Source organism: Roseiarcus sp. (genome assembly GCF_049514155.1).
GTDB lineage: Bacteria > Pseudomonadota > Alphaproteobacteria > Rhizobiales > Beijerinckiaceae > Roseiarcus.
The window spans coordinates 1-4,887 of record NZ_JBEKVH010000217.1; the positions used below are offsets into that span (position 1 = coordinate 1).

At 75.2% G+C, this 4,887-nt stretch carries 4 protein-coding genes and 1 tRNA gene; 1 reads left to right on the forward strand and 4 read right to left on the reverse strand.

The genetic code is table 11. The features are described from left to right. Positions 1-2: 2 nt before the first annotated feature. The 4 genes from ABSF49_RS20055 to ABSF49_RS20070 form a co-directional block, all read right to left on the reverse strand. Positions 3-78: transfer RNA gene (locus tag ABSF49_RS20055), tRNA-Thr, on the reverse strand. 107 nt (positions 79-185) lie between these two features. Further along, complete coding sequence (locus tag ABSF49_RS20060; protein WP_424114403.1) at positions 186-1,730, reverse strand: heme biosynthesis protein HemY; 1,545 nt, start codon at positions 1,728-1,730, stop codon at positions 186-188. A gap of 78 nt (positions 1,731-1,808) precedes the next feature. After that, positions 1,809-3,065: a hypothetical protein gene (locus ABSF49_RS20065; RefSeq protein ID WP_424114404.1), complete on the reverse strand. Its 1,257-nt coding sequence runs from the start codon at positions 3,063-3,065 to the stop codon at positions 1,809-1,811. Positions 3,066-3,152: 87 nt separating this feature from the next. Next, positions 3,153-3,881, reverse strand: coding sequence for a uroporphyrinogen-III synthase (locus tag ABSF49_RS20070; RefSeq protein WP_424114405.1), 729 nt, complete (start codon positions 3,879-3,881; stop codon positions 3,153-3,155). Between the two features lie 82 nt (positions 3,882-3,963). Between ABSF49_RS20070 and tsaD the strand changes: the two genes are divergently transcribed. Continuing rightward, positions 3,964-4,887: tRNA (adenosine(37)-N6)-threonylcarbamoyltransferase complex transferase subunit TsaD (gene tsaD, locus ABSF49_RS20075; protein WP_424114406.1), on the forward strand; the 924-nt coding region annotated here is incomplete at its 3' end.

Sequence of the window (4,887 nt, forward strand, 5' to 3'; positions counted from 1 at the left end):
ATTGGTGCCGCAAGGAGGATTTGAACCCCCGACCCCATCATTACGAATGACGTGCTCTACCAGCTGAGCTATTGCGGCTGGACGCGGCGGCTGGGCGCTTGGGGCGCGGTCCGGCGGTCGGCAGTCTCTTAAAGCACATCCCTAGCGCTTGGCAAGGACGCGCGAGCCCGGCCGTCGGCGCCGCGTCAGTCGCCGACGAAGCGGCGGAATCCGTCGGGGGTCTTGTCGTCGGCGAGCGGGCCAGGGTCGTCCGGCGCAATGGTCGGCGCGATCATCGCTTTGGCCGGCGGCCGCGGCGGCGCGCTCGCGGCGACGGGCGGCGCGACGGGTCTTGGCGGCGACGGAGCGGGCGGCGGCTGAGGCGGCGCGGCGAGCGGCGGCGCAGAAGCTGCGAGCGGAAGCGGCGGCGGGGACGGCGGCGGCGGCGCGGGCGCCGGCGCGCTGAGCCGTTCCTCCGGGGCGCGCCAGACGAAGGCGTCGAGCGCGCCCGTCGGCGAGGCCGGCGCCCAGCGATCGCTGATGATCCCGTCGGCGATCCAAGCCTTGTCGCGCGGCGCGCGCGCGGCGCGCGCGAGCCATTCGCGCGCCGCCCCTTCGGCCCCGTCGGCGGTCTCGATGTCGGCCATCAGCAGACAGGTTCGCGCGGTCGGCCGGCTCGTCGCGTCAGGCGCGATCAGCGGGCCAATCGCCGCGCGCGCAGCGGCGAGGTCGCGCGCTTCGAGCGCGGCGCGGCCGAGCGTCAGCCGGCCCTCTGGGTCTTCGGGCGCGATGCGCGCCAGCGTCTTGGCGCGGGCGAAACGATCGGCGGCCGAATCGCCGCGCCTGAGCCGCAGATAGGCCGCGGCGAGATCGGGATGGGCGACGCGGCGCCAGGCGGCCTCGAGAACCTTGCCGGCGCGACGCAGATCGCCGTTGGCCGCCAGCAGTCGGCCGGCGAGCGCCGCGGCCGGGACGAGGCCGGGGGCGAGCGCGACCGCCTCCTGCGCCAGCGCGAGCGCCGATTTCGGATCGCGATCGGCCGCCTGCTCGGCCATCGCCGTCTTCAGCGCCGCTCGCCAGCGCGTCGCGGTCGGCTTGTCGATCAGCTTCGCCGCCGCATTGGATTCGACGATCGCCAGCGCGCCGGCCCAGTCGCCGTGCTCGGCGCGGTCGTCGAGCACCGCCTGCGCCGCCCATGGCAGCGCGGCGTGATTGTGGGCGCGGCGCGCGTATTCGAGCGCCGCCTGGTGATCGCCGGCGCGGCGCGCTTCGATGTGCAGGCCGCGCAGGCCCAGAGCATGGGTTTGTGGATGGTCGAGCATGTCGCGGAACGCCGTGGCCGCGCCGGCGCGGTCGCCGGAAAGCTGCGCCGCCTGCGCCCGCAACAGCTTGGTCAGCGGCGCGTCGCCCAGATGCTTGCGCGCTTCGGCGGCGAGCCGGGTCGCCGTGCGCGCGTCGCCCGAGCCGACCGCGGCCATGCCGCCGGAAAGCGCGGTGTAGCCCTTCTCGCGCCGCCGCGCCTTGGCGGCGAACGACATCAGCGACGGCAGGCGGAAGACGAAGCGGATGACGCCCCAAGCGATCGCAATGGCGATCGCCAGCCCGACGACGATGGCGATCGCGACCATCAGCGAGACGTCATATTCGACGCCGTGGAAGGTCAGCGCGACGTCGCCGGGGTTCTCGGCCAGCCAGGCGAGCCCGGTGGCGGCGAGCGCCAGCAGGACGAGAAACAGCAGCAGGCGAACCATGACCAACGAACTCCGGCGCGTTCCGGCGCCGCTCAAGACTTAGCGCGCCGGACGTGAAGAACTCCTTTTCGCGGCGGCTCAGTCCTTCGCCGCCGCGAGGCCGCCGATCGCGTCGGCGCGCAACGCCGTCGCCGCCTTGTCGGCCGCCGCGCGCGCCTTGGCCGCGTCGGCCCATGCGGCGCCGGCCGCGCGCGAAGCCTCCGGCAGCCGGCCGTACGCCTCGAGCGCCGCGCCGACATCGCCGCGTTCCAGCGCCGCGCCGACTCGCGCGGCCGGCGGCCCGGATACGTCGATTTCCCCCGCATCGCCGACGCGGCGGACGCGCACCAGGGCGCGCACGTGGTCGAGGAGCCGGTCCCAGCCGCTGCGCTCAGGCGGCGGCGTGGCGGCGGCGACCGCCGGCTCGACCTTGGCCCAGCTCGCGGCGAGCGCGGAAAGCGAAGGCGCCCCCGATTCGGCGAACGGCTTCAGCGGGGCCAGCGCGTCGGCGCCGACGCCGAGCTGCGACAGGCCCGCAAGCTCCGTCGCAAACGGCGCGCCGGCGGCGAAGCGCTGCTCGAGCGAAAGCGCGAGCACCGCGATCGAAGCCGCGCTCTCAGAAGCGCCCTTCGCCAGCGCGACGCGCGCGTCGCTCTTCGGCGCGGCGCCGGTCGCGCCTTCAAGCTTGGCGAGGCGTTCGCTGAGCGCGTCGATTTGGTTCAGCCGCGCATCGGCGGCGGCGAGATCGGCTTCGAGCTTGGCCAGACGCGGCTCGAGCGCGCTTGGTTCGGCCGGCGGGGCCGCGTTGGTCGAGAGCGACGCAGCCGGCGGCGCGGCGAGCGCCTTGGCGGCGTCGGCGCGCGCCGCGCGCGCTTCGTCGAGCGCCGCCTTGGCGTCGCCCCCGGCCGCTTCGAGCGCACCGAGGCGGCGGCCGAGCGCGTCGAGCGCGCTCGCCTTGACCGCGCCCGTTTCAACCGTCGCCATGCGCCGGTCGAGCGCCGCCGTCGCGACCGACTGGGCGTCGATGGATTTCTCGACTGCGGCGAGCCGCGCGCGGGTTTCGTCGAGCGCGCCGGCGCGCGGATCGATCAGCCACGCTGCGAGCAGGGCGAGCGCCGCGCCGAGGATCGCGCCGCCGAGGCCGGCGGCGGCGGGAATGGCGTAGGGGGCGGCGCGATTCGGCGCGGGCGGCGGCGCGTCCGCCGAAGGCGCCTCGACCGTGGCGGCGGCCTCGTCGCGGATCTCAGTCGCCTCGCCATCGATCATCCCTGGATCGGGCCGAGCGGGACTCGGTGGCGCGGTCGGCGGCGGCGCGCTGATCTCCGGTTCGGCGCTCGGGATCGGATCCTCGGCCATGGGCCCTCGCTGTCGCTTCGCGCGACTCTATAGGCGAGCCGCCGCGGGTTGGAAACCGGCGCGGCGTCGCGGACCGTCGCGCCCGCCTCAGCCTTTGGGCGCAGGCTCGAGCGCGCGCTCGAGCGCCGCCAGGAGATGCGCCTCGTCGGGCGCGTCGGCGCTGACGATTCGCGCCGCGCCGTCGGCGACGAGCGGTTCGGCGACGTCGGCAGAGAGGCAGACGTGGAGCAGCGCGCGGAAGCGTTCGGCGAGCCCCGCCCGCGCCGCCAGAGCGAGCGCATGCGCGGCGGTGCGACGCGAATAGTGCAGCGCGCCGTCACAATGGGCGACCGCCTGCGCTTCGTGCGCGCTCCACGCCTGGCGCGCCTCGGCGGCGTAGAGCTCGACCGCCTGGACGACGAGGCCGGCGGCGGCGAGCGTCGCCTCGAGCGTCGGCTTGCGGTCGCGGCCGGCGAGATAGAGCAGGCGCGCGCCCCGCGGCAGCTTTCGCGCCAGCCGCTCCGCCAGCGCCGCGGCGTCGGCGGCGGGATCGCCGGCGAGCGCGAGCCCCGTGTCTCGCGCCGCTCGCGCCGCGCGCGCGCCGGCGACGTAGAGCGGGATCGCCGCAAGCCCCGCGCGCTCGCCCGGCCCCAGCGCCCGAATCGCGCGCGGGCTGGTCGCGACGAGCGCGTCGAACGGACCTTGCGGCAACGCCGCCGGCAGCGCGCGGATCTCGATCGCCGGCGCGATCACGCCTTCGCAGCCGCGCGCGGCGAGTTCGGCGGCGGTCGCCTCGGAATCGTCCTTCGCCCGCATCAGCGCGATTCGTCGGGTCATGCGCCCTCCGGCGGCGCCGGAGGCGCCGTCGCCGCTCATTAGGCCCTGGGCAGGCGCGCGCCAAGCGTATAGAGAGCGCCGAATGCGCGTCCTGGGGATCGAAACCACCTGCGACGAGACCGCGGCGGCGGTGGTGCGGCTGCGCGCCGACGGGACCGGCGAAATCCTCGCCGACGAGGTGATGAGCCAGATCGCCGCCCACGCGCCCTATGGCGGGGTGGTGCCCGAGATCGCCGCCCGCGCCCATGTCGAGATCGTCGATGCGCTCATCTCGCGCGCCTTGACGACCGCCGGCGTCAAGGCCGGCGCGCTCGACGGCATCGCCGCGGCGGCCGGGCCGGGCCTGATCGGCGGCGTGCTGGTCGGGCTGATGACCGGCAAGGGCATGGCGCTGGCGACCGGCAAGCCGTTCGTCGCCGTCAACCACCTCGAGGCGCATGCGCTGGTGGTCCGTCTTGTCGCGCGGGTTCCCTTTCCCTATCTGCTGCTGCTCGCCTCGGGCGGGCACACGCAGATTCTCGCGGTGAACGGCGTCGGCGAATACGAGCGGCTCGGCGCGACTATGGACGATGCGATCGGCGAAGCCTTCGACAAGACCGCCAAGATGCTTGGATTGCCCTTTCCCGGCGGCCCGGCGGTCGAGGCGGCGGCGCGCGAGGGCGACCCCCAGCGCTTCGCGCTGCCGCGGCCGCTGCTCGGGCGGCCGAACGCCGATTTCTCGCTATCGGGCTTGAAAACCGCGACGCGCCAGGCAGCGCTTGCGATTGCGCCGCTGAAAAGCCGCGACGTCGCCGATCTCTGCGCCTCGTTTCAGGCCGCGGTGGTGGACGTGATCGCCGACCGCATGCGGGTCGCGCTCGGCCGCTTTCCGGAGCGGGCGGGCATTGCGCGCGCCGTCGTCATCGCGGGCGGGGTGGCGGCGAACGGGGCGATCCGCGAGGCGATGACGCGGTTCTGCGAGCGCGCCGGCGTGCCGCTCGTCGCGCCGCCGCCGAAGCTTTGCACC